The following is a 25,757-nucleotide window of genomic DNA, read 5'->3' as shown; positions in this document are numbered from 1 at the left end:
GAGGATTTCCATGCATTTAGAATTAACACCTGAAGCACTTCTGACCCAACTTGGCTACTCTGTAACAGAGCAGACACTCAACCAGATCAAGCGAATTATCGAAAATACTGAAGGACTTGAAAAGTTCCTTCCCCATATTCCCTCTTTTTCTGATGCACTTGCTGTCGAAAAAGGATATCTGGCCATGTCGAATTCAGAAGACTATCTGAAGATCAAATGTGATGCAGACATTAATGCAGACAACCTTGCAGCATTCACTGAGCTGGTCAGCCGCTGGGCAGACAAATACAAACTTGCCCTCAAAAAAGTAGACAACAAAAATACTTACTACATTATCGGTCTTAAGTAAGTGCCGCTCTCAGCCCTCAATGACGAGCAGCTGAGTGCTGCTACGGCATCTCTTGGACACAATCTTATCATTGCCAGTGCCGGAACGGGAAAAACATCGACGATCGTCGGACGAATTGCCCACCTTCTGCAAAGCGGCATAGAGCCCTCAAAGATACTTCTGCTCACCTTTACCAACAAGGCTGCCGGTGAGATGATCGCAAGACTTGAGCGCTTTTTCCCGAAAAAAGTGGTCTCAAAAATAGAATCAGGTACTTTTCACGCCGTCTCTTACCGCTGGCTCAAGGAGATGCATCCCAACCTGTCGCTTAAACAGCCCAGTGAGCTGAAAACACTCTTTAGAAGTATTTACGAGAAGCGTAATTTTGAACGCATGAACCTGCCGCTGGCACCTTTTTCGGCTACCTATCTCTATGAGATGTATTCACTTTACCAAAATGCTTCACTTGATGGTTTTGATACCTGGTTTTTGGAGAAGTATCCTGAACATGAAGTGGTCATGGATGCCTATATGCACATTATTGAGGAGTTCGAGGCAGAAAAGATCGCTTACGGTTTTGCTTCGTTCAATGATCTTCTCCTGCGTATCAAAGCCCATCTTGAGGAGAATAGCATACCCTTTGATGAAGTACTTGTTGATGAGTACCAGGATACCAATACCCTTCAGAGCGCGCTTATTGATTCGCTTAAACCCAAGTCGCTTTTCTGCGTAGGGGATTATGATCAGAGTATTTATGCTTTTAATGGTGCGAATATTGAGAATATTGCCACTTTTTCCAAACGTTACCCCAATGCAGAGGTTTTTACACTGAAGACGAACTACCGCTCAACAGCACCGATCCTCTCATTGGCAAACCGTGTGATTGAGAGAAATGAGCGTATCTACCCTAAAAAACTTGAAGTAGGGCGTCACGGCAAGACCCATCCTCCGCGTCTGCTGATCTACAATGACCTGTTCGAACAGTACCAGGCGATCGCCCACAGCATCAAGCATACCCATGTTCCCAACAACGACATTGCAGTGATCTTCCGTAACAACTCCTCTGCAGACGGGATCGAAGCAAGTTTGAGAGAGATGGGGATTACCTGCAAACGTAAAGGCGGAACGAGTTTTTTCGATGCCAAAGAGATCAAGTTCCTGCTCGATATGCTCTCTTTGCTGGTCAATCCCAAAGATATGATGGCATTCATCCATATTTTCGAGTATGCGTCAGGCGTCGGATCGGCACTCTCCAAAGAGCTGTTCCAGTGTTTCAACCATTTTGGAAGGGGCAGCTTTATGCAGGGAGTACTGCATCCTATCGAAAAAGAGCTGCCAAAACTCAAACCGAACAAAAATGTACAGCTTGGACTCTTTGATGATGACCATGAGATAGGTTCTGCCGCACGTTTCAAACACCTTGATCTTCCACCTGAAGTCTATAGCCATCCTTTACTGAAACATCCGAAACTGATTCAGGACGGGGTAAAGTTCTTCAACAACTTCTACCGTCTGATGAGAGCAGTCAGGAATGAAGAGAATCCTGCAAAGGTACTGCAGACAGTAATTGCATCCAAACTCTACGAAGGGATCATTGAAATGCTCTCTTCCCAGAGAGGACGGCTGAAGAATGGAGAGATCGACGAGGAGAAGAAAAAAACTGCAAGAGAGCGGATCATACAGAAAGCAAGACTGCTCCTTAATCTTTCCCGTCAGTATAAAGAGTTAAGGCGCTTTGTCAATGCCATGGTGCTTGGGGGAGGTGAGCTGAGTGAGGGAGAGGGGGTGAATCTTCTTACCGTGCACGCGAGTAAAGGACTGGAGTTCCCGGAAGTGTATGTTGTAGATCTTGTAGACGGACGTTTTCCAAACAGAAAGATGATGAGTTCCATTGAAGAGGAGAGGCGGCTTTTCTATGTAGCTGTTACCCGGGCAAAAGATAAGCTCTATCTCTCCCTGGCAACTTACGACAAAGTCAAAAAGGTAGAGTACAAACCTTCACAGTTCCTCCATGAAGCAGGACTGATCAAGGGAGAGTTCACAGAACCTGAGCCAAAAACAAAAAGGGAGAAGAAAACGGCTAAAGCCTCTTGATCTGCCTTCTTGGGGATCCTGTTTGGCATTGTGTTCTGTCTACATCAACCCTCAGGACTTCGGCTTTGGTCGTACTGCTGATATATCGGTATCTTAGAGAGATGTCTGCTTCCAGAAAGCGTTTGGAGGAGAGGCATATTCCTTCTCTGATACGCGGTGCTATTTGGGCGCCTTCCTCTTTCAGCGTTGCATCGGTTTTTACACCGGCTTTGACTTCAAAGATGTAGATCAGTGTAGTACCGTTACTCTCAACATCAACCAGTTCGGTATATGCATCTACCTGCTGAGGGAGATTCTCACGTATCCCTTCCACCGCTTTTCTGACAACATTGAGGTTCTGTTCGCGTAATTTGTCAATACTCAGTGTATTGGCTGCCTGCAGTTTTGGCTGGAACTTTTCCATGCTCTGGGCATTGGCAGTGAGATGCAACAGTATGCCCGCAGCGATAGATAAAGATAATGATTTCATGATTTTCTCCAACATGTATGATTGATCACTGTTTCCAGCGTTTGTCCCGTATACTCATCTGCTTTCGGACATCATCATAGGCGATATCGAAAAGATCGATCTCTTTAATGAGATTGCTCAGTTTCTTGTATCCGTAATTGATAGGGGAGAAGGAGGTGGAGTTGTTAATGTACTTTCCGACATCGGAGAGGTTTGCCCATCCGTATTCATCCATGGTATGGTCAACAGCATTGCGCAGAACATTGACCAGCCAGGTATCCTGACGCATCTCCTTGCCGTTTTGGCGGCCCGGCATCGTGGTGACGCTTGTGTCATCCTGGGCTTTGGTCGTAGCAGTACTCATAAGCTTTTCGGTGAAGATGAACTGTGAACAGGCAGCCATAAAAGGCTTTGGCGTCTTCTTCTCTCCAAAACCGAATACCTTGATACCTTCTGCCTGCACACGCATCACTACAGGTGTAAAGTCGGAATCACTGGTGGCAAAAGCGAAAGCATCGATATCTTTGGTGTGCAGAAGGTCGATGGCATCGATGGTCATGAGAATATCTGTGGCATTCTTGTTTTTGGAGTAGTCAAACTGCTGAATGGGTTTAATGGCGAACTCAAGCAGTTTGTCCTCCCAGTTCTTTAAGTTCTCTTTCGTCCAGTTCCCGTATGCCTGCCGAATGTTGACGACACCATACTTGCTGAGTTCGTTGATGATCCCTTCTATTGCTTTGTGGGAGATATTGTCACAGTCAATGAAAAGGGCAATATGATCTTCTTTCTTTGTCATGCTTCACCTTTGGGTTTATAGTAGCTCAGCGTGCTGCGGCCGAACTTTTTCTTCTTGACCTTCTCAAGTGCACCTATCGTTTCGGGCATTGTAAGGTTTGTCATATGTTCTACAGCAACCATTTCACATACATCCGCTTCTATCTGTTCAATAAGAGCGATGGTCTTGTCATAGATCTCGTCCATCCCGTCACGGGTGGAAAAAGGCGGATCGAAATAGAAATAGGTCCTGCCTCCCTGCCGTTTGACCATCTCATAGACTGTAGAGAACTTTTCGAAACTGTCACCGAAGAATGCGTGGCAGCGGCTTGGATCTGTCTGTTTGATGTTCTTCTCCAGCGAACGGAACGCTACCTTGTTATACTCCATAAAGTAGCACTGTGCAGCACCGCGGCTGAGAGCTTCAAGCCCGACTGAACCGCTCCCGGCAAAGACTTCTACAAAATTCCGGTCGATGATCTCGAACTGGATCGTGTTGAAAAAAGACTCTCTGAGAATGGACTTGGAACTTCTGGTTGTCGAAATATCAGGTATTTCGATCCGTTTGCCTTTGTATTCTCCGGCAATAATAGTTGTAGTAAATAGTTTGATCTTCTCTTTGTTTTTCATGATATGTATTCTACCTTTTAAAACTTCACAATCGTTTTAAATGTGTTGATCAGTTTGCTTTCTTCACGGATATCTTTTCGTTCTTTTCCCGGTTCAGTCGTTGTGATGATAGTCCGTCCCGTGATCAGTTTGCTGCCGTCTTTTCTGCGTATACCCCAATAGGTATGCATAATGACAGGTTCGCCCCTGTACTGGCCGAGATAGAGTACGATATGACCCGGTACATAGAGCAGGGAACGGAACGGTTCGGCTTCACGTATGATCTTCTTTTTCTTCGCTTTCTTGGAAATACCTTTGATATAGACGGAAGTTCCGTCTTTTGCCTGCTTGCTCGAGTTGCGCCGTAAAAAGATGCCGAATACCCCCAGGAAGTCACGGGTGGTGGCTGAACAGTCACGGCAGCCGTAACCTCCGCCCCAGCCGTAAGGCTCACCGTAGAACTCCCTGGCGACCCTGGCCACATTCTCAGCATTGAAAGGCAGCGGTTTTTTGGCAATGAGTCCCGGGGTTGTTACCCTGACTTTTTTAAGACGCACCTGACCGTTGGCTGTCCTTCCGGCAGCCAGGTAGCGTACGCCGTCCTTTGCAACGGGGAAAAGTGTGCCAAGCTTGACAAAACTCACTTCTCTTCCCCTTTCATTGAAAAGGCGGAGGTTGTCCCTGACAGTTATGGCATAGTTGCCGTTCATGAACCTGTGTATGAATTTTTCATCAACAAAGGCGATGTCACTTACTCTTACCCAGCCAAAAGCATAGGAGGCACGCACAAAGGCCCACTTTCCGTCTTTTGAAAAATGGGAGACATAAAGCGGTACATTCATATGGAGTGCAGAGTTCTGGTTGTAGTTGAACGGAAACCCTTCTCCCACACGTTTGGGGTCAAGATAAAAGGCGCTCAGTGTGGGCAGTGCCCTTACATTGACACGTTCTGTTGTAATGGCATGGTAGCGCTTGCTGTCTTTCTGCCCATAGTTGGCGTTCTCTATCCATCGTTTGTAAGTTGATGGAGGGATCTTTTTCCCGTTGGCCGTGTAGATCCTGTTCTTTGTGACAAAGCGTACTTCCCAGCCAAAATCTTTGGCCGGAATATCCAGCTTTTTAAGCCTCCATGGCTTGAAATATTTGCGGTTGAAAGCAGCATCCGCTTTTTTTTGTGCCGCTTTGGACCAGGGTTTGATCTGCCTGGCATAAAAAGCCGGGTCCTGAGGGATATTCTTCATATCTGCGACCACACCTTTTGGCATATGGTCTATACGGCTTGGTTTGCGTTTGCTTGGTTTGAGCGTGTAGTCGGCATGAAGCAGGGAAAAGCTCATGAAAAAGAGTATAATGATCGGTGGAACGGCTCGTAACTGCATAAGGTCATCCCTCATATTTTTCAAAATCATAATACACTTTGGTTAACCATTGGTGTATTTACCGACTGCATTTTATTTTCATGAAAGGTGAAGCTGCCCGGCAGCTGCCTTTCCGGCAAGATAGCCGCTGGCAAATGACCACTGAAGATTGTATCCTCCGCAGGGCCCATCAAGATTCATGACCTCTCCGCAGAAGTAAAGTCCTTTTATTTTTCTGCTCTCCATGGTATAGGGGTCTATCTCCCTGAGGCTTACACCGCCGCGTGTTATCATTGCCATTTTAAAGCCGTCATGCCCGTTGACGGTCAGAGGTGTCCAGACTAAAAGTTTGAAAAGGCGGTCTCTGGCTTCACCTTTCTGTTTGGCCAGGGTCAAAGAGGGATCGGTGTCTGAAAGTTTGCACAGTTCCAGGCTCAAAGACTCCGGTAGAAGCGTTTTGAGCAGTGTCAGCAGATCGCTTTGCGGCTCTTTCGCAATGATCTTTTTGAAGTGCTCCCGTATCTGCTCTTCATTCATGCCTTTGGTAAAATTGGCAATAAGCGGTACCTCTTCAAATTTGCTCAGCAGCGGTGTGATCTCCCGGGAAAAATCGAGTACGACAGGTCCGCGTATTCCCTCCTTTGTAAAGATGAGATCACCTTTGGCATGGAGTCTCTTGTATTTTTTCATATTGACGCGAAGTTCAACCTTTGCGATGGTATCGGCACGGCAGCTTCCCACCCATTTCTCTTTGGTTTTCAGAGGCATCATGGCAGGATAGAGCTCCGTTACTTTGTGTCCTGCCGATTCTGCCAGGAGATAGCCGTCTCCCTCTGCACCAAGCACGGGATAGCCTTTACCTCCTGTTGCAATGACGACCATATCTGCCGAATACGATCCCTTTTCCGTTCCCACTCCTGTGATCCTCTCTCCGTTATGTTCCAGACTGACAACACGCTGTGAACACGCTACTGTGATGCACAGCCTCTGCATCTCCTGCTGCATTGCATCAATGATCGTGGAGGAACTGTGTGTACGAGGAAAGACCCTGAAGCCGTCAGGAGCATGACTCTCTACACCAAGCTCTTTGAAAAAGGCGGTCAGTGCAGTATGGTCAAAAGCCTGAAGGGAGGGCATCATGAACTTTCCGTCACGTCCGAAACGGGACATGAACGTTTCATTGTCAAGGGTATTTGTCAGGTTGCAGCGTCCGCCACCGGTAGCTTTGAGTTTGGCACCGATTTTTGAAAGTTTTTCAAGCAGCAGGACAGAAGCACCGCTTCTTGCTGCTGTAATGGCAGCCATCATCCCGGCAGCACCGGAACCGACAACGATCAAATCGTATTTTTCAGCCATATATTTCCTTTATTTGAAATGATACCAAAATGTCATACGATTAACATTCGATTAGTAAAGCTTTATTATACTGCTATCAGCCCCCTTCCTAAAACAATGTTTTAACTTCCTTTCAAAAACATCAAACATTCTTCTCCCTTTTAATGTTAGGAAGGGGTCCCTCCCTTTTTATGGAACATCTCTAACCAATAAAAATGTATAATGCGCTCATAGTGGAGCCGAAATTCCAAAACAGCAAAAAAATATAGTCTGAAGGTGTCATGAAGATCCAGCGCGAGTTCTCCCAAAATGCAAAAGCATACAACCAGGTCAATGTCATACAGAAGAGGGTACTGGAGGAACTCATCGTCAGGATCGATGAGAAACCTGCACACATACTTGATATCGGATGTGGCAGAGGCGGCGTATATCAGGCTATTGACTGGGAACTTTCACATTTTGTCGGCATGGACTTTGCACAGGGGATGATAGCATTGCATCCCAAAGGGAAGAATATTACGCTTCTGATGAAAGACTTCAATGAAGAGAGCTCCTTTGAAACGCTTTCAAACTACCGTTTTGACCGGATCATCTCCTCTTCCGCACTGCAATGGGCCAAAGACCTTGATGCAACACTGGGGAACATTGCCAGACTGGGTGCACCGGTCTCCCTTTCTGTTTTTACTTCCAATACCTTTAAAACACTCTATGAAACAGCCGGACTTCCGCCTCTGCTTAGAAGCAGAGAAGAGGTCATAGCACTGCTGCAGAAATATTTTGATGCCGACATCGAACTCCTGCAATACACACTGGCGTTCCCTTCAGTCAGGGAAATGTTCCGCTATATGAAAAAAAGCGGTGTAGGGGCAGGGCGCAACGTGTTGGGCTACAAAGAGATGAAGCGGCTTATAGAGAGTTATCCCCTTGACCACCTGGAGTATGAGATCGTACTTATTCATGAGCGCACAGGAAGTAAACGTCCTGAAAAATCAACCATGTTATAATAACACCATGATTTTTACAACCCAGACCATACAGGAGATCCTTCCTCTCCTCAAAGAGAAACTGCAAACGGATCATCAGGTCACATTCGAGGTACTTAATCCGGATACAGTGAACGGTGTCTATGCCGGTACTGAAGTTGAAGTGAACGGAAGAGACTATCTTTATCGCAGTTTAAGAGCCTGGATGGAGCTGGCTCAGCTGCTTGAGTGCCGTATGCTTGTGCCTCTGCCTTCAAAAGAGTCTCATCTTCTCTCTCTCACTTTTGAAAAGATCACTGCTGATATCTCTTTTCATGATGAGAAGAGAGAAAACAAAGAAGAGAAATATGGTGCTGATTCCATCTTTTCCCAAATACATAAAATGGAAGAGCCGGCATTTTTCTACTATTATCTACAGGCACTGGAAAATGTAGCCATAGAGAAACGAAAACGCATTTTAAACCTCGGTATCAACAGGGGGGATGAGTTTGAAGTTATCAGAAAGATGTTAGATACTATAAAATATCAAAATATGGAGCTTGTAGGTATTGATCATTCAAAAAGTGCAATAGCATATGCCCGGGCATTATTTCCCGAAGAGAATGTCACCTTTCATATACACGATATCAACCGCCTGCAAGAACTTGACCTCGGTACGTTCGATCTGCTTATCAGTATCGGAACACTTCAAAGCCCGGGGATCAATTTCAAACCTTTTTTTATGGAACTGGTACAGAGTCACCTCCATAAAGAGGACTCTGCCCTTATTTTGGGGTTCCCGAACTCCAGATGGAAAGGAGGAGAGTTGATCTATGGGGCGAAAGCCCCCAACTATGCCATGAGTGAAATGAGTCTTCTTTTTAACGATGTCATCTTCTGTAAAAAGTATTTGCAGCAGAAAAAATACCGTGTAACCCTTACCGGAAAACAGTACATTTTCCTTACGGCTACAAAAATCGTGTAGAGATCCCTAAAGCACCTCTGGAGAGACTACACTTTCTCCTATAAACCTAGTCTAATACTTTCTGAAAAACTTTTTGCTTTTTAGAATTTTTAATATTTTACAATTTTATTACATTTACTACAAAATATAGTAGAATAATATAGTAAAGTTTTAGCACTAAAATGAGAGGGTAATGGATTTTTAAAAAGTAAAAGCTGAGTAATATATAGTATTTATACTTAACTATAATAATAGTCAGAGTTTTACAAAAAATCGTAGTTGAAAAATCCTCAACACCATAAAAATATAATTTGTAAAAGATCAAATAGTGATAGAAATAGATTATTTATATTTTATAAAATTTCTATATTTAAAACAACCCTCTATCTCTAAAAAAGGAAAATAGTGGCTACATATAAACCTCCTTATACCATTACATCAAAGATAGTAAAGCTCACAAGTGAAATATCTGAACTCATCTCAGATATTAAACATATAGATAAACAATACAGCACCTTAAAGCTTCGTAAAAAAAATAGAATCAGATCGATTACGGGCACGCTTCAAATAGAGGGAAATAGTTTTGATGAGGCTAAGGTTACAAGTGTCATAAATGGAAAAACTGTTTTAGGAACAACTAGAGAGATAGAAGAGGTTAAGGGTGCAGTATTAGCCTATGATTATTTTAATAAGTATGATTACAAAAGCGAAAAAGATCTACTTCATGCTCATAAGTTACTTATGGGTAATCTTCTAAACAATGCAGGGGTATATAGACAATCTAATGTAGGAGTTGGTGGAGCTGATGGTGTAACTCATGTTGCACCACCATCAAACATGGTGCCACAACTTATGGGAGAGATATTTGAGTGGCTAAACAGTACTGATGAGCATCTTCTTATAGCAAGTTGTGTGTTTCACTATGAATTTGAATTTATCCATCCGTTTAACGATGGAAATGGAAGGATAGGAAGACTTTGGCAGAATGTCATACTAAAATCTTTTAAAGACCTATTTGAACATATACCAATAGAGAGTATGATAAGAGCCAACCAAACAAAATACTATGAAGCCTTAGAAGATGCAGGAAGTGCAGGGGAAAGCACCCCATTTATAGAATTTATGCTGGGAATTATCTTAAAATCACTTCAAGAGTATATCAAAGAGAGTGCAAAAAGTGACCAAAAAAGTAAACAAAAAAGTGACCAAAAAATATTGGCACTTATGAAACAGAATTCTCAGATAACCATAGCCGAAATCTGCTCAAAATTATCTATGAGTGAATCAGGCGTAAAAAAGGTTATTAAAAAACTCAAAGATGAAGATAAAATCAAAAGAGTTGGTAGTTTAAAAGCTGGACATTGGGAGGTTGTTTAGTGGATAAAAATATAAAAGAAATTGAATTAAATTCATTTGAAGAGTTTGAACAAATAGTAAAGGAACAGATTTGTCAAAATAAGTTTGAGCAAGTTACAAATATTATCTCAAAACCAACAGATGTATTATTCCGTGGACATGCTGATTCAACTTGGAAATTAGAAAGTACTTTAGTTAGAGATAGTGATATTAAAGTTTATTCTGAAGAAAAATATCATAATGAAATTGCTTCTTTAGTTAAAAAAATATATGAATATACTGGTAAAGAATGGTGTGTACCTCAATATATCAATAAACCATATATTGAAGATGGACATAGAAATATATTTGATCATCCTCTTGCTTATGATTTTATAGTTTATCTAAGACATTTTGGTTTTCCATCGCCATTGCTTGATTGGACTGAAAATCCATATATAGCTGCATATTTTGCATATAGTGATAATGTAAATGCTAATAAGGTTGCAATATATATCTATAAACAAAGTAATGATAATTCGATGGTATCTGAAGATAAAAGTACAGTTATTCATCTTGGGAAACATCTAAACACTCATGCAAGACACTCTTTACAGCAAGCCCAATACACAGTTTGCAAATCAACTCAAGTTGATAAAGATTGTGATGAATTTAAGCAAAACTTTTTTTATGATAGTTATGAAGATTATAATTGGAACAGTAATGATTTAGATGATGGAAATATTAGGAACCAATGTATAAAATATATATTACCAGCATCACAAAAAGATGATATTTTAAAAACATTAGAATCAAAATATATAACCAAATTACTTTTAATGCAAAATGAAGATTTTAAAACTAAATCTGAAGAAGAATTAATAAAAGGACTTAAAGATGAGTTTTTAAAGAAATTTTAAAAAAGGCAAAATAAAATGGCAACATATATAAGACTAACAGATTATAAAAGTAGTGATGAAAAAGAACAAGAGTTTTTTAATTCTTTAAAATCTTAAATCTTGATAAAGCCCTCAATAAAGGGCTACACCACAAAAGAGGAGAGCAGTCCGATAAGCCCTCCAAATACTCCGCCCCAGACCACAAGCCAACTCAAATGTTCCCTGATAAGCTTCTGCACAAGCTCTTTTACCGCCTGTGGTGTCAACTCTTCAAGACGCTCAGTGATCAATGTGTCAACGGCTTCGATCATGTCTTCGCTCAGAGCAGAGTGCTGTATATGATGGTCAAGCTGCTTTTTGAATGTCTCTGAAGAGACAATGGCGCTTACCGCTGACTTGAGTTTTCGGGAGAAGGGTTCTCTCAGCCCCTCTAATGCCTCTTCACCGCCGAACATTGCGACAGCACCTCCGAATTTGGACTCCATGACCGTTTTGGAGAGCGCTTCGAATGCCGGTGTAAAGTCTGCACTCTCTACCAACGGTTTTAAATCTATCTTCTGCTCCTCTTTGGCAAAGAACTCTCCAAGCTGTTCTTTCGTAAAGAACTGTTTCATGATCATCTCTTTAATAGAGAGCCTGAACTGTTTAAAATTCTTCTCGATCACGCCGGATCCGTACAGAAAAGGGACCTTTTCAAACAACATATGAATGGCCAGCTGATTGGTCACGGCACCTGAAAGTGCAAACAGTCCAGTAAAAAGCACTGCATCACGGTATGGCATCTCTACAGTAAATGAAAGTGCTATAAGGAGTATGGAAACAAGATCGGTTATGAGTGATTTTGACATGTGTGCTCCTCTTGAATTTTTGTTGAACTATAACATATTTTGGATTTATCTGTTTTTGTCTTCCCCAGGCTTAACCTTCCATTAAAAAAACTTACCTATAATCCCATAAAAACTGTAAGGAGAGACTTTATGAGACTATCGGCTTTTTTATTATCAACTGTAGTGTTGGCATCGGTATCAATGGCTGACGACATGTCGGTCAAACAAGAGGGAATCAAGTATATCAAAATGCTTGGAGGTGCACTTAAAAGTGAACTGAAGAGACATATGAAAAATGATCCAAGCGGCATGGAAGCACTGGCATTCTGTACAGGCAGTGCAGAAAGGATCACGAATGAGGTCAATGCCAAACTGCCAAAGTATGCTACGGTAAGAAGAACTTCACTGAAAGTGCGTAACAACAAAGTCAATACTCCGGATGCAACCGACAGAAAAGTGATGGAAGCTTTTGCAGCAGCCATCAAAGAGAAACAACTTGACAACAAGAGCATCAAGGTCATAGAAGAGGGAGATGTAACCCGTGTCTACAAACCGCTTGTAACCGGGAAAGTCTGTCTTAAATGTCACGGAAACACACTTGATCCAAAGATAAAAGATGCATTAAAGAGTGCCTATCCGCATGACCAGGCTGTTGGATTCAAAGAAGGGGATCTCAGAGGTGTCATCGTTGCCGAGATCAAAAAACACTGATCCGGGGTTTAGAGTTTTTCCAGCTCTCTGTCATGATGACGGCTGAGCAGAAGCAGGGCGGTGATGCCGCCCAAAAGACACCATGCCATATCAGACTGGGTGTCCCAGACATATCCCTGCGTACCCAAAAATGCGTCAGCAGCCTGCTCTGAAACGAGGGCAACCCACCATTCCAGCATTTCATAGAAGGCAGAAACGCTTAAAATGATACTTAATACAATATAGTTTAACCACAATCTACTCTGCTTGACCACTTTTTTGCGAATGAGTATCTCCCGTGCAAGAATAGCCGGGACAAACCCTTGTGCAAAATGCCCCACTTTATCATAGTTGTTACGGCTTTGATGCAGGACTTCCCTGATCCAGTCAAAAAGCGGTACCTCCGCATAGGTATAGTGACCGCCCACCATCAGAATGATCATATGAATCAATATGAGCGTATAGAGCAGGGGTGTAAGCGGAAAACTTTTATAGGTGTAGATGATCAGAGCAAAACCTGTCAAAGCAGGGAATACCTCCAGAAACCATGTCAACTGGTCTTTGGGAGCGATGCCTGACCAGATCAGTACGCTCATAAAAACGGCAAGCCAGAGATATTTCATCTTACTTTACAGCTGTCATCAGGAAAACGGTGAACTCTCTGTGAGGTTTGTTGATGACCGATGCCGTATCAAAGCTCACCTCTCTGAATCCTGCCTCTTCTGCTATCTCTTTAAGAACTTCTCTGTCAAAACCGTGATGGTGTACACCGGTATTGTCACTATGAAAGCTTCCATCTTCTGTGTCCAGGTCTGCAATGGCAATAAAGCCATTCTCATTGAGCATATCATAGAACTTCGAGAAAAGATCGACAAGGTCCTTGATATGATGTACCGTCATGGAGGAGATGATCCCGTCAAATTTCCGGTCTAAGGTATGGGTACTCAGATCTTTTTCAATGACTTCTGTTTCACAGGCAAACTCATTGCACTTGTTTTCAAACTCCAGAAGCATTGAAGGGGAGTTGTCTACAGCTGTGATCTTTTTTACATATGGTGCTATGAAATAACTCAAAAGGCCTGTACCTGCACCAAAGTCCATAAGTTCCATTGTTTTATCAAGACTAATATTCTTTACTATTAATTCCGCAATACTTCGGGCATTCCCGACACGTTTGGAGTTCATGTCCCATGATTTTGATTTGTGAGCAAAGAGATCTTCTTTTTGCATAATTCATATTCCTTAATATAGTTTTTGAAATTTTGGTTAATATTAATTAGTATTTACCTAAAAGAGGGTGTTTTGCTTCTCTATTTTAATATTATCCCAAAAATGTTCAACATGTTTTTCAAATAATGATACCACAGAAGAGGTTGATTTTTTGTCCAGTTTTAACAATGAAACCTGCATTTGGTAGAAAAACAGAGGTGAAAAGAACTCATTTGCAAGCAACAGAGGGTCTGAAGACTTGATCTGCTCCTCCTGCATCATTGCGAAGAAGACCCCGGAGAGCTTTTTGACATTCTCCTGGTAAAAATATTCGTTATATATCTCACGAATACGTGTATTTCGAAAGATCTCCTGCATCAAAAGCTTGAAAAGTGCCTCATTTTCCGTATCAAAGCTCAAAAGCTTGAAGGTAGTGGCAATACTCATTAAAAGTGATTTTCCCTGTTTATGAAGCTCCTGGCCCTCTTTATTGCTGAATAAGGTCACTATCGCCGATCTGGTGAGATTGGAGATAAGGGTTTCAAGTATCTCATCTTTATTTTTAAAGTGGTTATAGAGTGCACTCTGCTTGATACCGACAGATCCGGCAATATCTCTTACAGTAGTTGCCTTATAACCCTTGGCAGAGAAGAGCTTTAATGCATGCTTGAGAATCTTCTCCTTGGTTTTGCTTCCTTTTGATAGGGCGGAAGTGCCCGTATTATCGTTCATTGCGGCTCCTTTTACGATATTATAAAGAACAATTGTTCATTTGTCAAGAGAGAGAAAAGTAGCTTTAAGAACAACTGTTCATAAATTAAAAAAAGATATTTCTTTTTAATGAACAAGTGTTCTTAAAGCTTCAATTTGAAATTATATTAAAAGAACAAACGTTCACTATATGCCCATGAACATACGATATTCAGGGGGTTTCAGAGGATATATTTTTATTTAGAAGATATACAGATGCAGATAAGCATAATAAATATATTATTAAATATTAAAAATATCTTCTTTTTTCTTTCCAGAGTCTTTTGGGTTGCGCATACAAACGAAAAAGAAGTTCCCATTTAATATATTTTATAATATTAGTGTGAGATGTTTTGGGGTGTTTTAGGATATTTCATCTGATAGGCACAAACTGTTTTTGGTGATTCTATAAATATGGCATCTGCATTATTACAAAATGATCATAATCAGAAAAGAGAAAAAGCGGGATAGGCTTTCTGTCATTGAAGAGCTTGGAGATATCGTACAAAATACAGGTCATCAATCATTTCAACAGCGAAGTAACAAGAGCTGCTGCAACTGAAATATCTATTTGATATTTTCTGATAATAGTTCTGTACTTCTGTGTGGGAGGATTGATCCTGTTTTTTAATAGAATTTATATTATGTTAACCAAATAGAGAATCTGAGTTTGGTAAGCCTGTTTTGAAAGACTTACCCAACATTTGTATGCCGTTGTTTTTTACTGGTTCTGCATCATTTTCATTTTTCCCTGCCCCATCATGCCTCCGCATTTTCCGGAGCTACATTTCATCATTTTCATTTTTCCCTGACCCCTCATATTTTTCATTTTGTTCTTGTTTGCCAAAAGGAACAGAAGCTGGTCTTTTGTCAAAATATTCTTGGTTTTTTCAATACATTTAAGATGCACCATTGTTGCCTTGGCTTCAAGGTCTGCCAGCTTTTCAACTTTGCTTTTGAGTGAATCTGCACTTGCTCCGGAGCTGCTGGCCAGTACGATCTCCTTTTTGAGTTGCATGATCTCCGGTTTGATCTGTCTGATGGCACCTATCGTCTCTTTTCTTACTCCTGCAAGTTTCTCTTTTTGCACAGCAGTCAGATTGAATGCCGGATCGTTAAGGTAAGGCATAATCATTTTTGTTAAATGCGGCAAACCATGTTTGATGAGAAATGGAGAGTCCATCTTCTTTTTTGCCATTTTTGTATGCATCATTCTGCATTTGGAATTCATCATCCCTTTACCCTGCCCCTGCATACCCTGCATTGGCATAGCATCTCCAGGTGCTGCTAGAAGTATTGTTGCTGAAGCTATCATAAATAGTGTTGTTTTTTTCATTTTTATTTCCTTTTGCGGTGTTTATACATTTTTTAATATGCTTTGATTGACTTTGGCAATATTGCTAAGCTGTTGCAGTACTTTTTCATCCGGTGATCTCTGTTTGATCTTTGTGACCATACCGACAAGGTATCCGTAAGAGTGAAGTTCAACTTTTTGTCGGTAAAGCGCCTCCTGACTGAAGTACTCAATGACCTCTCCACCATTCAACTCTGAACAATGAGCCATAAGATTCTCTGCCATCAGGCTGAAGCGTAATGCATCTTCACCTGCCAGTTCACCGGATATTTTTACTGCTGCCTCCTTATCCAATCCTTTTTGATGTAGATGAAGAGCAATACTTTTTATAAGATTCTTGCGCTCATATTGTATGCTTCCCGAAACTTCGATCTGCTCTGTGGCGCTCAAAGGGGTGCATGCAAGTGCAGAGAGCAAAAGCGTTACATTTATCAGGTGACGTTTATCCATATTTTGATCCTTTGATTTATTAGGATAATATAATCATAGGATAATAGGGTTAACCGTTTCTCTATTGAAACAGTTCCCAAAAGTCCGAAAACTCTTTTGTAAATGCTTCAAGACGCAGTATCAAGCTCTCTTTGATCACTTGACTTTTACATAAAAAGAAAAAGACCCTTGGTGAATATGGCTTGTGTTTGACAGCGGCTACGTGATGATACCTGCTCGTTAGATCTTTCATCAGTGAAGCTATCTGTTCATTGTGTGAAAAACAGCGTCCCAAGTGTTGATAGACAATACATATCTCAAGATAAGGCAGACGATAAAAATAGCTTATTTCATCGGAAAAAATGTATTTGTGCGGATACACTTTCTGTCTGTAATGATCCGCAAGGGTCAAAAAGTCAAAACACTTCTCTTTTCTGTTGCACTTAAGTGCCATTCCGTTATCGGGTGCAACAGCAACGATCTGTGATCTGCTGGAGAACATCAGTGCTTTGTTCAGCCACAGATAACGGTCTTCAAGGGCTTTGGGAACAGTGTCATAAAAGAATTTTGCATGTTTAAGCAGTTTCAGCTTCTCAAGTTCTTCCACTTCGCGTTTGTTACGCATAACAAGGTCCATAAGAGAATACTCCAGATATTCGTCAGATCCCGTCATCCGTTCGAAATAGTCTATATACCTGCCATCGTTGTTCCTCTCACCCTCCCCTTCATGCATGAACCAAATCTGGGCCAGTGCTTTTCCGTTCAGCGGACTCTCAGATTGGTTAAAAAGGTAGCGGAAGAGCTGGAATTTTCCAAAATCTCCTATATCTGCAACATAACGATCCTGCATGAGATCCGACCTATGATCCTGCAGCAGCAGTGAGGCGGGCAGTACCTTTTTTAATGCCATGCCATATTCTGTTTCTATACAATGCTCTCCACGTAAATGTGAACCATACCATCATTTTCATCTTTGATATCCTTTAAAGGTGTGATTATATCAAACTTATTTTCAAATCATTATAAGTTGCCGCTAACTTTACATTATCTTATAGTTTTGGATACTATATGAATACGCAGATCTGCAAAAGGAGATAAAGTGTCAATTGAAGAAGTAGAAGAGAGGCTTAACAGATGGCTTTATATGCTTATCTCCATTGAAGGGGCGGATCTGCATATCAAAAGCAACAGCCCTTTGTATGCAAGGCTGAAAAGTGACATTGTTCAGCTCTCCAAGGAAGTATCAGATGATAAGCTCCTAAAAGAACTGGTTGTATTTTTGACACATGACAGCTATGAAGCATTTGATAGGAAAAAAGAGTATGATGGTGCCTATAAGCTCGATGAACAATACCGTTTTCGTTTCAATATATTCCAGCATATAAATGGTGTATCCATTGCCTTCCGTCTTATTCCTGACAAGATCAGAACACTTGAAGAGCTCAATCTCCCCCTGGCATTAAAGAAACTGGTTGACCTTCGCCGTGGTCTGATTTTGGTGACAGGAACTACCGGAAGCGGCAAAACAACAACACTTGCGACATTGATAGAAATGATCAATCAGAAACATCCTCGCCACATCATTACGATCGAAGACCCTGTCGAATATGTTTTTAAAGACAAAAAGTCTATTGTAGAGCAGCGTGAACTTGGCATAAATACTTACAGTTTTGATACGGCACTCCGTGCTGCACTGCGTGAGGATCCGGATATTATTATGGTTGGAGAGATCCGTGATACGGCAACAGCGGAGAGTATTGTTCAGGCGGTCAATACAGGACACCTTGTATTCTCGACCGTTCATACACTCAATGCCCAGGAAACGATTGACAGGGTGATCGGGCTCTTTCCTGCAAGAGAACAGAACCGTGTACGACAGGTTATTGCTTCAACACTCGAGGCAACCATCTCTCAGCGTCTTGTCGAAGGTGCGGACGGAAATATGATACCGGCTGTAGAGATGATGTTCAAAACACCGCTTGTTCAAGAACTCATTCGAAGCAAAAGAGACAATGAACTTCCTGATGCCATTGCAAAAGAAGGAATTATGTACGACTCAGTTCTCTTTGACAGAGCACTCTTTGATCTGACACTTAATGAGAAGATCACAGAAGATCAGGCCTATGAGTATGCCAGCAGTCCGGCTGACTTAAAACTCATGTTCACGCTCAGTAATGAATATGCTGCAAAAAAACATGCAAAAAAAGAAGAGGATATTGGGTTCAAATCAGAATAGTACCTGTATCTAGATCCTCATTCTTACCATATACCCATGAAATATGACCGATCTTTTTTGTATTGCCTTTCCTATATTTTTATTGTATAATCCATACATATTATTATAATAAGGTGAATTTATGAAAATAGGATCTCTTTTAACACTCTTCTCTGTATTGACAACACTTGCCCTCTACGCTGAAACAAATGCTGCTCCAAAGAGTGGTATAAAACAAAAAGAGAGCAATACTTCCAAATCCGAACGTCTCAAAAAGCAGCTTAAAGAACAGATGGAACGGGAAAAAAAGTATGCGAGAGAACAAAAGTTCTATCAGGGTGATGCGTATGATCTCAAGTCACACGAAGTGGACCCGAACTCTCTTCCTGATGTACCCGTTATTGAACCGGACTATGACTTTGATATCACTGATGTCTACAGGGACGATATCTGATCTTTGTGATCCTTCAAAAGAATTGTCTTTAACTCTTCTACACTGCCAATAACCTTTTTTTCATGGTTGGTAAATCCCCAGTCAACCATGAGATAGTCAATCCCTGCTCTTTTCGCCGCCATTTCATCACGCGGACCGTCACCTATAAAAAGTGCCTCTTCTTTCTCTGTTTCAAGTTCTTCAAGCAGTTTGAAAAGCATATCCGGATAAGGTTTTCCTTTATGGACATCGTCATAGCAGGCTATAGCATCAAAGAGTACATAAATACCGAGATGGGTAAGGGACTCAATAGTAGAACTTCTGTAGGCATTGGTGGCAACGGCAAGCTTGTGCCCCTGCTCTCTTAGAGAGACAAGAAGTTCATTGATACCTTCGTAAAGGACCAGTTCTTTATCATGGTTCTTTGTATAATACTCTGTAAACCACTTCTCATGATCGCGTTCAAACTTCTGTGTATGATAAAAAACCTGTGCAGGATTAATGGTATGGTCATTTACCCTCTCAAGAATATACTCTGTATCCAGAGGTTCAAAGCCAAGCTGTTTTCTGACATAATTGATGGCATTGGCAATAGTGACGGATGAGTTCACCAAGGTCCCGTCCATATCGAAAATAATCAGTTTTTTAAACATATAGACTTACTTTCGTGTTCTTGGCTCAGGACGACTGAACTTGATATACAGAGACAAACTTACCAGTAAAAATGAGACCCCAACAATCAGATAGACTGCATACTCGATCTTGCTGGGATCTGTCAGTGCCGACTTGAATACCAGCATCAGTGCTTCAATGGAGAGGGCAATAATGATGGACCCCAGGAACTTCACCATCGTCTGATGGGTCTCATCCGCATTGCCGTTCTTCCTCTCTTTCCCCAGGACCTCCTCTTCAAAGATCGCCTTGACAAGGTCGGCAATGGCAAGAGAGAGGGTCAGCAGAATGGTTGACTTGAACACTTCATTGATATCGATATTGCTGAAATCCACGCCAAAATGTAAAAAGCTGGTAATACCTTTGATAAAAAGCAGAAGTGCTACTCCCATCAGTGCGATTGAAAATGCACCATAGACCCATTTGCTTGCCACTCCGAAATTAGAATCTATTGAACTTGGATGAACCATTTTCAGAATATTTTTAAGCGTAATATCCACACAGATTATAGCAACCAGTTTGTTTTGTGTATCATAAAGAGGGAAAGAAGCGGTCACCACCAGTTCATTGCTTACCAGTGACGGGTAAGGATCGGTCAGGATACAGCGATGCTCTTTAAGTGTCTTGTAGTAGTATGCGCGATCACTCCTGTCCTCTCCTTTTCCAAAACCATTGAGTTTTGCCTTGGAAGAGATGTTGTCAACTATCTGGATACCGTTTCCGTCAATAGCGTAGATCACTTCGGCATGGGGGATCGCCTCCTTGAGATTTTTGATCTTGCTGATGACCATATCGAGTGTTGCAGCCTCATCTTTTTCAATACTCTGAGAGATATTACGGCTCATGATATAGCAGAGATAGGCTCTGGCTTTGGTACGTATCTGCGCGTACTCCTGTATCTCTTTGACTACTAACATTTTATTTTCCTTTCAATTTATTTTCTTTATTGATCCATCTTTAACAGATCTTCCCCAGGATATCACCAAAAGATACCTTCTGATTGATCGCAACTTCAGGAACAATACTTCCTTTTTGGGAGAAAGTCAGGATAGTGGAACCCATCTCAAACCATCCGTAGAACTCTCCTCTTTCCACCCAGAGATCTTCGTATCTGTAGTGAACAGGTTCTCTGATCTCCGAGTTTGTTCTTACATTTTCTTCAAATGTAACAACCATTTGGCCTACATTCAGTGCGGCTACGAGTACAAGTACCTGCACCCTGCCTTTTTCATCCTCACACTCAATGACCACCCTTTCATTTTCAATAAAGAGATCTCTCTTGTTGCGAAGCAGCGGAAAGTTCACCGGATAGTGCTTTCCAGGGATATGTGTCAGGGTATTTACTTTAAGCCGCATCGGCATATGGTATCTGTGGTAATCTCTGGGAGAGAGATAGAAGTTGATGAACTCCCCTCCTTCCATTTTGGCCGCGGCCTCCTGATGATAAGGACCGAAAAGCTCTTCGATACTGTAACGCATACCTTTGATCTGGTAGGCTTTACCCTCTTTGACCGTTCCGGCATCCGTAATAAGGGCATCGGCTCCTGAGATAAACAGATTTTCATCTTTGGGAAGGGGCCGTGGTTTTTCCAGCGCTCTTGTAAAAAGCTTATTGAGTGTTTCATAACAGCAGGGTTCTTTGAACTCACTCATATCCAGCCCCATAAGTTTCACATAAGCAGTATTGATGAAACACTGTACCGGTGCGGGAAATGCTTTTGAAGCGAATTTTCCAAAAGAGTTTGAAAGTACGGATGTAAAATGCTTTTTAGCCATTTATTTCCTTTTCATAGTATTTGAGTGCATCTTTCATAAGTGCGATATGGTAGTTCTCCTGATAGTTGATAAAATCAAAGAATTTTGCCAACTCCTGTGAATCTTTCCCTACTGCATCGGAGAGTTTTTTACACTCTTCTTTGGCAGCAAACTCTTCTTCTATACCATCCTTAAGAAAGCTTATCACATCATCTACCTGATAGAGCTCTTTCATAATAACCCTCGGAACAGCCAAAATACCCATTTTTGACATCATCTCTCCAAACGACTTGAGATGGAAGAAGCTTTCATCAATAAGGATCTGAAAAATCCTGTTCAGATATGCATCGTTACTGTGAGCTTTAAGATAGTTATAGATCATGATGAGTTCATACTCTTTATAGCTTTCATCGAAGAGGAACAGGGTCAGTGCATCGGTCGCTTCTTCTGTCAAAGAGGTACCGGGAAGCTTTCTTTCCATGTTGAAAGCAGTAACCACTTCATCGTTCATCTCATGCAGTACACCGGTCATGTAGGCAATATCCGTTGCAATTCGTGAAGCCAGGTCTTTATTCTCCATACCGACAAGCTGGAGGTCTATTTCCAGAAGTCTTGCGATAATCGCTTTGAGCATATCGTCCAGGCGCGCTACCTTGATAGGAATATTGTCACGGTCGTAATCATAACTCTCCCCTGTATCTATAAGCTCTTGTTCTATCCATGTAAAATGTCTGAAAAGAATATCGGAAAAGTCAAACAGGACCTGTTTGCTTTGTGTGTGGCTCATAAATCCTGCCATGAGCATTTCAAGCCAAGCTTCATGTGTTTTAATCAACAGTGTTTTCATCATTTATCTCCTCATCTTTTGGGGTACATGTATTGCTCACACGGTATGTAAATGGAGGATAGTCAGACTCCTCCCTGCGTTTCTCATAGGTGTCGACCGCTGCCTTGATAGCCAATGCGACCATTTCTGAGCAGGCGGCATCTTCCGGCGGCAGTTTGTCAAGGAGCTTCATTGTTGCATCGACAAGGTTTCTGGCCCCATCCAATGTAAGTCCTTTTGCCTCTTCTGTCAGCATAGAGCCGGCAACAATAGTAGTAGAACACCCGATGGCCTGGAACGCTATATTGTCAATATAAGGCTTCTCTTCATCCTCTTTTACATGAATATAGATCGCAACCTTCTCCCCGTTCTCAGGATTTTTACCTATCCCTTCAGCATTGGACAACGGCAGTGTACCGTAGTTTTTAGGATTCATCATATGTTCGATAAGCACTGTATCCATAGACATGCCCCTCTCCTCATAATCATATTTTGGTTTAATTATACCATCTGTGATTGAGAGTTGGGAATATTAGATGAAATTAGGTATGATTTGGCACGATTTAGAGTTCAAGGAATAAAAACAGATGGCAGTTTACGTACTTTTCGATACAGAGACCACAGGAAACCAGGAGAATGACCGTATTATACAGATAGGGGCTATGATAGTGCATGACAAAAAGAATATCGAGATCTTCGATGAACTCTGTTCGACCTCGGTTCCCATCAGTATCGAGGCCATGGAGGTACACAATATCACCCCTGAGATTATCGAAGGAAAAGCTCCTTTTTCAGAGACAAAGTTTGCCAAAAAGGTTGAAGAGTACAACAAAAAAGAGAACTATCTCATTGCACACAACATAGGATTCGACCTGGGAATGCTGGAAAAAGAGGGCTTTGTCAACCACTATACCCTTATCGATACCGTACGCGTGGCTAGACACCTCCTTCCGGAATATACCTATCACAGACTGCAGTATCTGCGTTATGCTCTGGAACTCTACAAGACAGAAGCAGAGGAGGCTGAAAAGATCGGTATTACCATCAAAGCGCATGATGCCATTGGCGATGTCCTTGTTATGAAACTTCTGCTCTCCAGACTGGTACAGCTGACACAGGAGAAGTTTCCGGGTATCAATCCGATGCAGAAGATGGCCCAGCTGACACAGACACCGGTACTGATCAAGACCTTCAAGTTCGGGAAATACAAAGACCGTAATATTGAAGAGGTTTCCCGTGAAGATATGGGGTATCTGCAGTGGATGTACAGGAGTCTTGACCTTGATGAGGATATGGAATATACACTGAAGCAGTACTTGGGCTGACAGGATACTTTTATGAGAACATTGCTCATAATATTGTTATTTGCAGTCTCACTTCCGGCAGGGTCTGTAGATGACATGACCGTAGGAAGGTGGCAGATCGTAACCCACTCAACCAGTGCGAACAGGACTCATATTACAGAAAAAGAGATACTTGGCCTTAAAGCAGACCATACGCTTGATATAACTATCCTTGTCAGCCTCAAAAAAGATGAACACTTCATCAAAGATCTTCAGTTCAGAGCAACAGGTATCTGGAAACGTCATACCACGACACTGGTTCTGGTTATTCAAAAGATCGAAGTCCCTTTTGCCAAAGAGGTATCACGCACGATCACAAAACGCTCTATGGAAGCATTGGCAGCCGTATACCAGTCCCGTCTCACAGAGAGTCCCATCCGTATCAACACCATTACACTGCTTACTGACAAAAAAATGACCATAATAAATGAAAAGGGAGTAAGCACCAGCTATACAAAGTATCTCCCCTCACCCCTCAAACAAAAGTGAATATTGTGTTAATATTCAGTAAAACCTTCTATAATACACTATTAAAAAAATTAACGATTACCGGAGTCATTTAGATGTTAAGATTTGCCCCCTCGCCTACGGGTGATATGCACATAGGAAACCTGCGTGTGGCTATACTCAACTACCTTGTTGCAAAACAGCGTAACGAACCTTTTATGGTACGTATAGAAGATACAGACAAAGAGCGCAATATTGAAGGGAAGGATACAGAGATCATGCAGATCCTTGAAAAATTCTCAATTGTGCATGACAGCGTACATCATCAAAGTGAACATTTGCATATGCATCAGACACTTGCAGTACGTCTTCTCGAAGAAGGAAAAGCATTTGTCTGTACCTGTACGCCTGAACAGCTTGAGGCAGACAGGGAAGAGGCAAAAGCAAAGAGGATTGCCTACCGTTACAGCGGTCGCTGTTTCACAGTAGATAAAGCAGAATATGCCAAACTCAAAGAGAGTGGTGAACCTTTCGTCATACGCATCAGGCGTCCGGAGCATGACATTATCAACCATGACCTGATAAAAGGAGATATTATCACGGCCCCCAATGAAGTGGACAGTTTTGTCATCCTTCGTGCTGACGGAACACCTACCTATAACTTTGCATGTGCATGTGATGACATGCTCAGCGGCGTAGACTTCATTATCCGCGGTGAGGACCACCTCTCCAATACACCAAAGCAGATCCACATCAAAGAGATGCTTGGCTATACAGAAGAGACAACCTATGCACATCTGCCTATCATTCTCAATGAACACGGCAAGAAGATGAGCAAACGGGACAAAGCATCATCGGTCAAATGGCTTTTTGAACAGGGCTTTATCCCTGATGCTATCATGAATTACCTGCTGCTGCTTGGTAATGCCAAAGCACCTAAAGAGATCTTTACACTGCCTGAAGCCATTGAATGGTTCAAGCTGGAGAATATCTCCAGATCTGCTGCCAAGTTCGATATTGACAAACTCCGGTTCCTCAACCGTGAACACCTCAAGATGATGGACGACAAAAAGCTTTCTGCCCTCTTTGGGTTTGCCGATGCTGATATAGGCAAACTGGCAAAAGTCTATCTGGAAGAGGCAAGCACCATTAATGAACTTGAAGCCAGGATTCGTCCTATTTTTTCCCCGAAGAACTTTGATAATGAGTGGGGTGAGCAGATGAGAGTCATGGAAAAACTTATTGCCCAAGCCCCGATGATCGATACCTTCGATGAGTTCAAGTCATATATTATGAAAGAGAGCGGTCTAAAAGGCAAAAACTTTTTTAAGCCCCTCAGACTTCTGCTTACCGGTGCGGAACACGGACCTGAACTGAGCGATATCTACCCTTATATCAAATCTTATCTACTGGAGGTTGCCTCATGAGCGCATTTATCTATTCTATTGTACAGTTGATCCACACAGTCATTACCATCTACATCTGGATCGTCATTATCTCGGCTCTTTTGAGCTTTGTACGTCCGGACCCGAGCAATCCGATCGTACAGACACTTTACAGACTTACCGATCCGGTCTATCAATGGCTGAGACAGAAGATGCCGTTTCTGATCATCTCCGGTATCGATCTCTCTCCTCTGGTCATTATCCTGGGGCTGCAATTCATCGATACCTTCATGATGCGGGCTCTGTTGGGATAAAG

30 protein-coding genes are annotated in these 25,757 nt (G+C 41.9%); 13 read left to right on the top strand and 17 right to left on the bottom strand.

The window, feature by feature from the left end:
• Window positions 1-10: 10 nt before the first annotated feature.
• Window positions 11-349, top strand: coding sequence for a hypothetical protein (locus IMZ28_RS05605; RefSeq protein WP_197547614.1), 339 nt, complete (start codon window positions 11-13; stop codon window positions 347-349).
• Window positions 350-2,422 carry an ATP-dependent helicase gene (locus IMZ28_RS05600; RefSeq protein ID WP_197547613.1) on the top strand — a complete coding sequence of 691 codons (2,073 nt, stop codon included), beginning with the start codon at window positions 350-352 and terminating at the stop codon, window positions 2,420-2,422.
• Here the strand turns inward: IMZ28_RS05600 and IMZ28_RS05595 are convergent.
• From IMZ28_RS05595 to IMZ28_RS05575, 5 genes are all read right to left on the bottom strand, one after another.
• On the bottom strand, window positions 2,409-2,891 hold the full coding sequence (locus IMZ28_RS05595; protein ID WP_197547612.1) for a hypothetical protein: 483 nt from the start codon (window positions 2,889-2,891) through the stop codon (window positions 2,409-2,411). The genes IMZ28_RS05600 and IMZ28_RS05595 overlap by 14 nt on opposite strands.
• 25 nt (window positions 2,892-2,916) lie before the next feature.
• On the bottom strand, window positions 2,917-3,666 hold the full coding sequence (locus IMZ28_RS05590; RefSeq protein ID WP_197547611.1) for an NYN domain-containing protein: 750 nt from the start codon (window positions 3,664-3,666) through the stop codon (window positions 2,917-2,919).
• A complete protein-coding gene (gene rsmD / locus IMZ28_RS05585; RefSeq protein WP_197547610.1) occupies window positions 3,663-4,274 on the bottom strand; it encodes a 16S rRNA (guanine(966)-N(2))-methyltransferase RsmD in 612 nt (203 codons plus the stop codon). The genes IMZ28_RS05590 and rsmD overlap by 4 nt, the downstream gene beginning before the upstream one ends.
• A 17-nt stretch (window positions 4,275-4,291) precedes the next feature.
• Window positions 4,292-5,632 (bottom strand): SH3 domain-containing C40 family peptidase, encoded by a 1,341-nt coding sequence (locus IMZ28_RS05580; RefSeq protein ID WP_197547609.1) that lies wholly within the window; start codon window positions 5,630-5,632, stop codon window positions 4,292-4,294.
• 78 nt (window positions 5,633-5,710) lie between these two features.
• Window positions 5,711-6,967, bottom strand: coding sequence for a BaiN/RdsA family NAD(P)/FAD-dependent oxidoreductase (locus tag IMZ28_RS05575; RefSeq protein WP_197549749.1), 1,257 nt, complete (start codon window positions 6,965-6,967; stop codon window positions 5,711-5,713).
• 260 nt (window positions 6,968-7,227) lie between these two features.
• Here IMZ28_RS05575 and IMZ28_RS05570 point away from each other — a divergent pair, with 260 nt between their 5' ends.
• From IMZ28_RS05570 to IMZ28_RS05555, 4 genes are all read left to right on the top strand, one after another.
• Window positions 7,228-7,950: a methyltransferase gene (locus tag IMZ28_RS05570; protein ID WP_197549748.1), complete on the top strand. Its 723-nt coding sequence runs from the start codon at window positions 7,228-7,230 to the stop codon at window positions 7,948-7,950.
• Between the two features lie 7 nt (window positions 7,951-7,957).
• Window positions 7,958-8,893, top strand: a complete 936-nt coding sequence (locus IMZ28_RS05565; protein WP_197549747.1) for a class I SAM-dependent methyltransferase — start codon at window positions 7,958-7,960, stop codon at window positions 8,891-8,893.
• A gap of 384 nt (window positions 8,894-9,277) precedes the next feature.
• On the top strand, window positions 9,278-10,249 hold the full coding sequence (locus IMZ28_RS05560) for a Fic family protein (RefSeq protein ID WP_197549746.1): 972 nt from the start codon (window positions 9,278-9,280) through the stop codon (window positions 10,247-10,249).
• On the top strand, window positions 10,249-11,127 hold the full coding sequence (locus tag IMZ28_RS05555) for an FRG domain-containing protein (protein ID WP_197549745.1): 879 nt from the start codon (window positions 10,249-10,251) through the stop codon (window positions 11,125-11,127). Before IMZ28_RS05560 ends, IMZ28_RS05555 begins: the two co-directional genes overlap by 1 nt.
• A 122-nt stretch (window positions 11,128-11,249) precedes the next feature.
• On the opposite strand, the gene IMZ28_RS05550 is transcribed toward IMZ28_RS05555, so the two are convergent.
• Window positions 11,250-11,954 carry a DUF445 family protein gene (locus tag IMZ28_RS05550; RefSeq protein WP_197549744.1) on the bottom strand — a complete coding sequence of 235 codons (705 nt, stop codon included), beginning with the start codon at window positions 11,952-11,954 and terminating at the stop codon, window positions 11,250-11,252.
• Window positions 11,955-12,083: 129 nt separating this feature from the next.
• On the opposite strand from IMZ28_RS05550, the gene IMZ28_RS05545 reads away from it, so the two are divergent.
• Complete coding sequence (locus tag IMZ28_RS05545) at window positions 12,084-12,644, top strand: Tll0287-like domain-containing protein (RefSeq protein ID WP_197549743.1); 561 nt, start codon at window positions 12,084-12,086, stop codon at window positions 12,642-12,644.
• Window positions 12,645-12,652: 8 nt separating this feature from the next.
• Here the strand turns inward: IMZ28_RS05545 and IMZ28_RS05540 are convergent, their stop codons facing one another.
• From IMZ28_RS05540 to IMZ28_RS05515, 6 genes are all read right to left on the bottom strand, one after another.
• The gene (locus IMZ28_RS05540; RefSeq protein ID WP_197549742.1) at window positions 12,653-13,246 is read right to left on the bottom strand and encodes a DUF2238 domain-containing protein; all 594 of its coding nucleotides are present in this window, start codon (window positions 13,244-13,246) and stop codon (window positions 12,653-12,655) included.
• Between the two features lies 1 nt (window position 13,247).
• The gene (locus IMZ28_RS05535) at window positions 13,248-13,853 is read right to left on the bottom strand and encodes a class I SAM-dependent DNA methyltransferase (protein ID WP_197549741.1); all 606 of its coding nucleotides are present in this window, start codon (window positions 13,851-13,853) and stop codon (window positions 13,248-13,250) included.
• Between the two features lie 57 nt (window positions 13,854-13,910).
• A complete protein-coding gene (locus IMZ28_RS05530) occupies window positions 13,911-14,564 on the bottom strand; it encodes a TetR/AcrR family transcriptional regulator (RefSeq protein ID WP_197549740.1) in 654 nt (217 codons plus the stop codon).
• A 739-nt stretch (window positions 14,565-15,303) separates the two neighbouring features.
• Complete coding sequence (locus tag IMZ28_RS05525; protein WP_197549739.1) at window positions 15,304-15,918, bottom strand: hypothetical protein; 615 nt, start codon at window positions 15,916-15,918, stop codon at window positions 15,304-15,306.
• A gap of 21 nt (window positions 15,919-15,939) precedes the next feature.
• The gene (locus IMZ28_RS05520; protein WP_197549738.1) at window positions 15,940-16,386 is read right to left on the bottom strand and encodes a hypothetical protein; all 447 of its coding nucleotides are present in this window, start codon (window positions 16,384-16,386) and stop codon (window positions 15,940-15,942) included.
• Between the two features lie 61 nt (window positions 16,387-16,447).
• Window positions 16,448-17,275 (bottom strand): hypothetical protein, encoded by an 828-nt coding sequence (locus IMZ28_RS05515; protein WP_232087526.1) that lies wholly within the window; start codon window positions 17,273-17,275, stop codon window positions 16,448-16,450.
• Between the two features lie 189 nt (window positions 17,276-17,464).
• Here IMZ28_RS05515 and IMZ28_RS05510 point away from each other — a divergent pair, with 189 nt between their 5' ends.
• Both IMZ28_RS05510 and IMZ28_RS05505 read left to right on the top strand, forming a co-directional pair.
• Window positions 17,465-18,601: a type IV pilus twitching motility protein PilT gene (locus tag IMZ28_RS05510; RefSeq protein ID WP_197549737.1), complete on the top strand. Its 1,137-nt coding sequence runs from the start codon at window positions 17,465-17,467 to the stop codon at window positions 18,599-18,601.
• 121 nt (window positions 18,602-18,722) lie between these two features.
• Entirely contained in the window at window positions 18,723-19,034 is a 312-nt protein-coding gene (locus tag IMZ28_RS05505; RefSeq protein WP_197549736.1) for a hypothetical protein, read from the top strand.
• Here IMZ28_RS05505 and IMZ28_RS05500 read toward each other — a convergent pair.
• The 5 genes from IMZ28_RS05500 to IMZ28_RS05480 are packed head-to-tail and all read right to left on the bottom strand — an operon-like array spanning window position 19,016 to window position 22,735.
• Window positions 19,016-19,666, bottom strand: a complete 651-nt coding sequence (locus IMZ28_RS05500) for an HAD family hydrolase (RefSeq protein ID WP_197549735.1) — start codon at window positions 19,664-19,666, stop codon at window positions 19,016-19,018. The two genes, IMZ28_RS05505 and IMZ28_RS05500, sit on opposite strands and share 19 nt — an antisense overlap.
• Window positions 19,667-19,672: 6 nt before the next feature.
• Window positions 19,673-20,602: a PDC sensor domain-containing protein gene (locus IMZ28_RS05495; RefSeq protein WP_197549734.1), complete on the bottom strand. Its 930-nt coding sequence runs from the start codon at window positions 20,600-20,602 to the stop codon at window positions 19,673-19,675.
• 40 nt (window positions 20,603-20,642) lie between these two features.
• A complete protein-coding gene (locus IMZ28_RS05490; RefSeq protein WP_197549733.1) occupies window positions 20,643-21,461 on the bottom strand; it encodes a phosphatidylserine decarboxylase in 819 nt (272 codons plus the stop codon).
• A complete protein-coding gene (locus tag IMZ28_RS05485; protein WP_232087525.1) occupies window positions 21,454-22,290 on the bottom strand; it encodes a hypothetical protein in 837 nt (278 codons plus the stop codon). Before IMZ28_RS05485 ends, IMZ28_RS05490 begins: the two co-directional genes overlap by 8 nt.
• Complete coding sequence (locus IMZ28_RS05480) at window positions 22,268-22,735, bottom strand: iron-sulfur cluster assembly scaffold protein (protein ID WP_197549732.1); 468 nt, start codon at window positions 22,733-22,735, stop codon at window positions 22,268-22,270. Before IMZ28_RS05480 ends, IMZ28_RS05485 begins: the two co-directional genes overlap by 23 nt.
• Before the next feature lie 118 nt (window positions 22,736-22,853).
• Between IMZ28_RS05480 and IMZ28_RS05475 the strand changes: the two genes are divergently transcribed.
• From IMZ28_RS05475 to IMZ28_RS05460, 4 genes are all read left to right on the top strand, one after another.
• Entirely contained in the window at window positions 22,854-23,591 is a 738-nt protein-coding gene (locus tag IMZ28_RS05475) for an exonuclease domain-containing protein (protein ID WP_197549731.1), read from the top strand.
• Window positions 23,592-23,603: 12 nt separating this feature from the next.
• A complete protein-coding gene (locus IMZ28_RS05470) occupies window positions 23,604-24,098 on the top strand; it encodes a hypothetical protein (protein ID WP_197549730.1) in 495 nt (164 codons plus the stop codon).
• A 74-nt stretch (window positions 24,099-24,172) separates the two neighbouring features.
• Window positions 24,173-25,483: a glutamate--tRNA ligase gene (gene gltX, locus IMZ28_RS05465; protein WP_197549729.1), complete on the top strand. Its 1,311-nt coding sequence runs from the start codon at window positions 24,173-24,175 to the stop codon at window positions 25,481-25,483.
• A complete protein-coding gene (locus IMZ28_RS05460; protein WP_197549728.1) occupies window positions 25,480-25,755 on the top strand; it encodes a YggT family protein in 276 nt (91 codons plus the stop codon). The genes gltX and IMZ28_RS05460 overlap by 4 nt, the downstream gene beginning before the upstream one ends.
• Window positions 25,756-25,757 lie beyond the last annotated feature (2 nt).

Origin of the sequence: Sulfurovum indicum, assembly GCF_014931715.1 — a bacterium.
Lineage (GTDB): Bacteria > Campylobacterota > Campylobacteria > Campylobacterales > Sulfurovaceae > Sulfurovum > Sulfurovum indicum.
This window is presented reverse-complemented; position numbering and strand designations above follow the sequence as displayed.

Bases quoted from the DNA above. Each gene is read 5' to 3' on its own strand.
- IMZ28_RS05605 (WP_197547614.1), top strand. From the start codon at position 11: ATGCATTTAGAATTAACACCTGAAGCACTTCTGACCCAACTTGGCTAC.
- IMZ28_RS05595 (WP_197547612.1), bottom strand. From the start codon at position 2,891: ATGAAATCATTATCTTTATCTATCGCTGCGGGCATACTGTTGCATCTC.
- IMZ28_RS05590 (WP_197547611.1), bottom strand. From the start codon at position 3,666: ATGACAAAGAAAGAAGATCATATTGCCCTTTTCATTGACTGTGACAAT.
- rsmD (WP_197547610.1), bottom strand. From the start codon at position 4,274: ATGAAAAACAAAGAGAAGATCAAACTATTTACTACAACTATTATTGCC.
- IMZ28_RS05580 (WP_197547609.1), bottom strand. From the start codon at position 5,632: ATGCAGTTACGAGCCGTTCCACCGATCATTATACTCTTTTTCATGAGC.
- IMZ28_RS05575 (WP_197549749.1), bottom strand. From the start codon at position 6,967: ATGGCTGAAAAATACGATTTGATCGTTGTCGGTTCCGGTGCTGCCGGG.
- IMZ28_RS05570 (WP_197549748.1), top strand. From the start codon at position 7,228: ATGAAGATCCAGCGCGAGTTCTCCCAAAATGCAAAAGCATACAACCAG.
- IMZ28_RS05565 (WP_197549747.1), top strand. From the start codon at position 7,958: ATGATTTTTACAACCCAGACCATACAGGAGATCCTTCCTCTCCTCAAA.
- IMZ28_RS05550 (WP_197549744.1), bottom strand. From the start codon at position 11,954: ATGTCAAAATCACTCATAACCGATCTTGTTTCCATACTCCTTATAGCA.
- IMZ28_RS05545 (WP_197549743.1), top strand. From the start codon at position 12,084: ATGAGACTATCGGCTTTTTTATTATCAACTGTAGTGTTGGCATCGGTA.
- IMZ28_RS05540 (WP_197549742.1), bottom strand. From the start codon at position 13,246: ATGAAATATCTCTGGCTTGCCGTTTTTATGAGCGTACTGATCTGGTCA.
- IMZ28_RS05535 (WP_197549741.1), bottom strand. From the start codon at position 13,853: ATGCAAAAAGAAGATCTCTTTGCTCACAAATCAAAATCATGGGACATG.
- IMZ28_RS05530 (WP_197549740.1), bottom strand. From the start codon at position 14,564: ATGAACGATAATACGGGCACTTCCGCCCTATCAAAAGGAAGCAAAACC.
- IMZ28_RS05525 (WP_197549739.1), bottom strand. From the start codon at position 15,918: ATGAAAAAAACAACACTATTTATGATAGCTTCAGCAACAATACTTCTA.
- IMZ28_RS05520 (WP_197549738.1), bottom strand. From the start codon at position 16,386: ATGGATAAACGTCACCTGATAAATGTAACGCTTTTGCTCTCTGCACTT.
- IMZ28_RS05515 (WP_232087526.1), bottom strand. From the start codon at position 17,275: ATGGCATTAAAAAAGGTACTGCCCGCCTCACTGCTGCTGCAGGATCAT.
- IMZ28_RS05505 (WP_197549736.1), top strand. From the start codon at position 18,723: ATGAAAATAGGATCTCTTTTAACACTCTTCTCTGTATTGACAACACTT.
- IMZ28_RS05500 (WP_197549735.1), bottom strand. From the start codon at position 19,666: ATGTTTAAAAAACTGATTATTTTCGATATGGACGGGACCTTGGTGAAC.
- IMZ28_RS05495 (WP_197549734.1), bottom strand. From the start codon at position 20,602: ATGTTAGTAGTCAAAGAGATACAGGAGTACGCGCAGATACGTACCAAA.
- IMZ28_RS05490 (WP_197549733.1), bottom strand. From the start codon at position 21,461: ATGGCTAAAAAGCATTTTACATCCGTACTTTCAAACTCTTTTGGAAAA.
- IMZ28_RS05485 (WP_232087525.1), bottom strand. From the start codon at position 22,290: ATGATGAAAACACTGTTGATTAAAACACATGAAGCTTGGCTTGAAATG.
- IMZ28_RS05480 (WP_197549732.1), bottom strand. From the start codon at position 22,735: ATGTCTATGGATACAGTGCTTATCGAACATATGATGAATCCTAAAAAC.
- IMZ28_RS05475 (WP_197549731.1), top strand. From the start codon at position 22,854: ATGGCAGTTTACGTACTTTTCGATACAGAGACCACAGGAAACCAGGAG.
- IMZ28_RS05470 (WP_197549730.1), top strand. From the start codon at position 23,604: ATGAGAACATTGCTCATAATATTGTTATTTGCAGTCTCACTTCCGGCA.
- gltX (WP_197549729.1), top strand. From the start codon at position 24,173: ATGTTAAGATTTGCCCCCTCGCCTACGGGTGATATGCACATAGGAAAC.
- IMZ28_RS05460 (WP_197549728.1), top strand. From the start codon at position 25,480: ATGAGCGCATTTATCTATTCTATTGTACAGTTGATCCACACAGTCATT.